Annotated in this window: 4 protein-coding genes; 1 reads left to right on the top strand and 3 read right to left on the bottom strand. The window is 72.7% G+C overall.

Translation table 11 applies throughout. The annotated features are described in order from the left end of the window. Positions 1–268 precede the first annotated feature (268 nt). A complete protein-coding gene (locus G6R25_RS21985) occupies positions 269–658 on the top strand; it encodes an SHOCT domain-containing protein (RefSeq protein ID WP_163554415.1) in 390 nt (129 codons plus the stop codon). Positions 659–712: 54 nt separating this feature from the next. Here G6R25_RS21985 and pgl read toward each other — a convergent pair whose 3' ends face one another. The 3 genes from pgl to zwf all read right to left on the bottom strand — a co-directional run bounded on the left by pgl (position 713) and on the right by zwf (position 4,258). Further along, positions 713–1,495, bottom strand: a complete 783-nt coding sequence (gene pgl / locus G6R25_RS21980) for a 6-phosphogluconolactonase (RefSeq protein ID WP_163554414.1) — start codon at positions 1,493–1,495, stop codon at positions 713–715. Then, positions 1,492–2,661, bottom strand: a complete 1,170-nt coding sequence (locus G6R25_RS21975) for a glucose-6-phosphate dehydrogenase assembly protein OpcA (RefSeq protein WP_163554413.1) — start codon at positions 2,659–2,661, stop codon at positions 1,492–1,494. The genes pgl and G6R25_RS21975 overlap by 4 nt, the downstream gene beginning before the upstream one ends. Before the next feature lie 64 nt (positions 2,662–2,725). Continuing rightward, a complete protein-coding gene (zwf, locus tag G6R25_RS21970) occupies positions 2,726–4,258 on the bottom strand; it encodes a glucose-6-phosphate dehydrogenase (protein ID WP_163554412.1) in 1,533 nt (510 codons plus the stop codon). Positions 4,259–4,420: the final 162 nt, after the last annotated feature.

Below are 4,420 nucleotides of genomic sequence, written 5' to 3'. Positions count from 1 at the left end.
CGCCCACCCACCAAGTAGCCGGCCCAGCAGCCAGGCCATGCCCACCAAGGCGTCGCCGCCGGGCGGTAGCTGCCCCGGGGTGTAGACGGCCAGGTCCCGCCCGCTCCGGGTCATCGCGTGGCGGACGCTTTCACCCCCGATGGGTGACCGGGGGCGATGGCGGGGCGGTCGCGGGCGGGTATGACCCGGGTCTCGGCCCGCAAGCCCCCGCGCGGGTCGGTGACCGTGCCCCGGGACCGGGGCGACGGTACTGACTGGAGGTGCCGCGGTGGATCCCGACTTCCCCCTGCTGAGCGTGTTTCTCTACATGGTCTGGTTCTTTGCCTTCGTCCTGTGGCTGTTCCTGCTGTTCACGGTGATCACCGATGTGTTTCGCAGTCCGGATCTGTCCGGCTGGGCGAAGGCGGCCTGGACCGCTGTGATCGTCGTGCTGCCCTGGCTCGGTGTGATCGCCTACCTCATCGTCCGCGGCGGCAGCATGCACGAGCGCAGCCGCGCTGCCGCGGAGCGCGACGAGCGGGCGTGGCGGGCGTACCTCGAGCGGGCCGCGGCCCCAGCAAGCAACGCCGACGAACTTGGCAAGCTCGCGGACCTACGCGACCAGGGCATCATCAGCGACGTCGAGTTCGAACGCGGCAAGACCCGGATCCTGGCCTGAGCGGCGGTCCCTGCCATCCCGGCCGCCTCGGCCATCCCGGGCCCCGCCGGCGGCTCAGCCGCGGGTCGGCAGTCGGGAGGCGGCCGCCCGGTCGGCCAGCCAGAGGGTGCGTTCGCGGCCGACGGCGCCGGTCGCCGGGACGTCGATCGGCCCGGCTCCGGAGAACGACGCGGCCACCGCCTCGGCCTTCTCCTCGCCCGCGACGACCACCCACACTTCGCGGGCGGACTGGATCGTCGGCAGCGTCAGGGAGACGCGTTCCGGCGGCGGCTTCGGGCAGTCGTGCACGGCCACCACCGGTTCCGTGGCCACGATGGCCGGCGAGTTCGGAAACAGTGACGCGACATGCCCCTCTGGGCCGAGACCGAGCAGCACCACGTCAAACACGGGGAACACCGCGCCCGGCGCCGCGCGGCCGGCGAGAAGGGCTGCGTACGCCGCCGCAGCGGACTCCGGGTCGGCATAGCCGCCCTCGGCGACGCCGCCGGCGGTCTGGGCCGCGCGATGGCCCATAGGGAACACCCGTCTGGGGTTCACCGGGATGTGTTCGAGCAGTGCCTCGCGGGCCTGCCGATCGTTGCGGTCAGGCGAGTCCGCGGCGACGAACCGCTCGTCGCCCCACCAGATGTCGACCTTGGACCAGTCCACCGCGTCGACCGCAGGGCTGGTCCGGACCGCGCGCAGCAGCGCGATGCCGATGCCGCCGCCGGTGAGGACGACCGACGCCTCGCCGCGGGCGGCCTGCCCGTCGATCAGGCGAGTGATCAGCCGGGCGGCGGCGGCGCGGGCGAGGATGCCGGCGTCGCGGTGCGGGACGAGCTGCGGCTCCGCCGTCATGCCCCGCCGGCCTTCGGCCGCCCCGGCCGGGCGGTGGAACCCGACCGGCCGACGGTCGCAGTGCTCCCGGCAGAGGACGGTGCCCCGGTCTTGGTGGCTTCGGTCTTGGCGGCCCCGGTCTGAGCGGCCCCGGTCGGGGTGGCCCCGGCCTGGGCGGCGTTTGCCTCGCCGGAGGGCGGGGCCGTGCCGGCGACCGTCAGGGACTTGTCCATCGGGTCACGCCAGATGTGTTCGCGGTGCGGCGAGCGGGCGCCGAGGTTCTGCAGGCCGCTGTAGGTGCCCAGGGCCTCGCCGAAGACCTCGTCGTCGTCGAGCCGGCGCAGCTCCTCGGCGAGCAGCTCGCCGACGCCGCGTCCCGGCAGCGGCAGCACCCGGTCCGGATAGCCGGACCGGGAGATCGTCGCCGTGCGGGAGTCGGTCCGGGCGATCGCGAGTTCGGACCCGTCGAGGGACACGGTTACCTTCGTGACGTCGGGGCGGGTTCCGACCTCCTCGACGGTGACGGGGATGCCGAGCTTGTTCTTCAGCCAGCCGGCGAACAGCTGGGCGCTCGGATTGGCCCGCCCGGAGGTGATCACGGCCGAGTCCGGCGTGTCGGTGACCGTGTCAAACGCCGCGGCGAGCAGGGTCCGCCACGGCGTCAGGCGGGTCCACGACAGGTCCGTGTCACCCGGGGCGAAGTCCGCCGCCCGCTGGAGCAACGCGGACAGCGGCTCGGGGGCGGCGGTGACGTCGGTGACGCGGCGGTCGGCGAAGACGCCGAGCGGGTCGTGGGCGATCCGGGTCGGCGGCTCGTCGTGCCACCAGGTGACGACCGGGGCGTCCGGGGCGAGCAGCGGCAGCACGACCGACTCGGCGTGCAGCGCCAGGCGCCCCGACATCCGCATGACAACCGCCTCACCAGGGCCGAGCCGGCCGCCGATCGAGACCTCGGCGTCCAGCCGCGGGTGCGGCGACTCGATCTGCCGGCGCACGACGATGAGCAGCCGGCACGGGTGGGCGGAGGCCGCGAGCGTCGCCGCGCCCTCCGCCTCGCTGACGTGTTTCTCGTCGACGACGGCGACGAGGGTGAGCGCCAGGCCGAAGGCCAACGCCCCGGCCGCCCGCCGCTCGGCGGAGAGGGCCTTGACCACCTCAGAACCGGTGGTGTCCCACAGCGTGGTCACGAGGGGCTCCTATCCGTCCGCAGGAGTGGGTGGACGCCGGCTGGGCGCCGACGGGCGGGCCCGCTCACGGCCGCCGCCACCGGCGGCCGTGAGCGGCGAGCATCTCGTCCGCCGCCGCCGGCCCCCAGCTGCCGGCCCGGTAGCGGTGCGGGGTCGTGCTCGCCCAGTACTCCTCGAGCGGGTCGATGATCCGCCAGGACTCCTCGACCTCGGCGTTGTTCGGGAACAGCGTCGCGTCGCCGAGCAGCACGTCGAGGATGAGCCGCTCGTAGGCCTCGGGGAGCGCTTCGGTGAACGCCTCGCCGAACAGGAAGTCCATCGCGACGTCGCGGACCTCCATCGCCGAGCCCGGCACCTTGGAGCCGAACTTCAGGGTGACGCCCTCGTCGGGCTGCACCCTGATGACCAGCTGGTTGTTGCCGAGCTCGGCGGTGTCGGTCTGGTCGAAGGGCAGGTGCGGTGCCTTCTTGAACACGATCGCGATCTCGGTGACCCGTCGGGGTAGCCGCTTGCCGGTCCGCAGGTAGAACGGCACCCCGGCCCAGCGGCGGGTCTCGATGCCGAAGCGCACCGCGGCGAACGTCTCCGTCCGGGAATCCGGCGGGATGTCCTTCTCGTCGAGATAGCCGGGAACCCGTTCCCCGGCGAGCCAACCCTGCTCGTACTGGCCGCGCACGGCGAAGCGGGCAAGGTCGGCGGGCAGCGAGACGGCGCGCAGCACCTTGAGCTTCTCGGTGCGGATCGTCTCCGGGCCGAAGCTGACCGGCTCCTCCATCGCGGTGAGGGCGAGCAGTTGAAGCAGGTGGTTCTGGAGCACGTCGCGGGCGGCGCCGGTCTCGTCGTAGAAGCCGGCGCGGGTGCCGATGCCGACGTCCTCGGCCATGGTGATCTGCACCGAGTCGACGAACTGCGAGTTCCAGATCGGCTCGTACAGGCTGTTCGCGAACCGCAGCGCGAACAGGTTCTGCACCGTCTCCTTGCCCAGGTAATGGTCGATCCGGTACACCCCCGAGGGGGTGAACACGTCGTCGACCAGGGCGTTGAGGTCGCGGGCCGAGGCCAGATCGTGCCCGAACGGCTTCTCGATGACGACGCGGCGCCAGCCGCCCGAGGCCGCCGCCGAGGACAGGCTCGTGCGCTGCATCTGCTTGAGCACGACCGGGAACGCCGAGGGCGGGACGGACAGGTAGAACGCGGCGTTGCCCCCGATGCCATGGGAGTGCTCCAGGTCCGCCAGCGTCGAGGCGAGCCGGTCGAAGGCCGCGTCGTCGTCGAAGGAGCCCGGCAGGAAGCGGACGGAGCCGGCCAGCCGGTCCCAGACCTCCTCCCGGAACGGGGTACGCGCCCCCTTCTCGGCGGACTCTCGGGCGAATTCGGCGAAGTCGCCGTCCGACCAGTCCCTGCGCGCGAATCCGAGCAGCACGAACCCGGGCGGCAGCAACCCGCGGTTGAACAGGTCGTAGACGGCGGGAATCAGCTTCTTGCGGGCCAGGTCGCCGGTCGCACCGAACACCACGAGGGCGCTCGCGTCCGGCAGCCGGGGCAATCTGCGGTCACGTGGATCCCGCAGCGGGTTGGATCTCACCGTGGGCGCCACCCGTTCCCCCTTCGTTCTCGCTTCGGTCTACCCGAGGTTGTTTCACCTGGGACCGCCGCCTGTCCATGACGGACGTTGAGACGATTACCACGGCTGTGGTCCGGCCCGGCCGCCCGGCCGCCCGGCCGATCGCCGGCCGTGCTCACGACGCGGCGCGTCCCG

It is taken from the genome of Candidatus Frankia alpina (assembly GCF_902806485.1).
Lineage (GTDB): Bacteria > Actinomycetota > Actinomycetes > Frankiales > Frankiaceae > Frankia > Frankia alpina.
The sequence above is the reverse complement of the archived record's forward strand: the minus strand, read 5'-3'. Positions and strand labels throughout refer to the sequence as shown.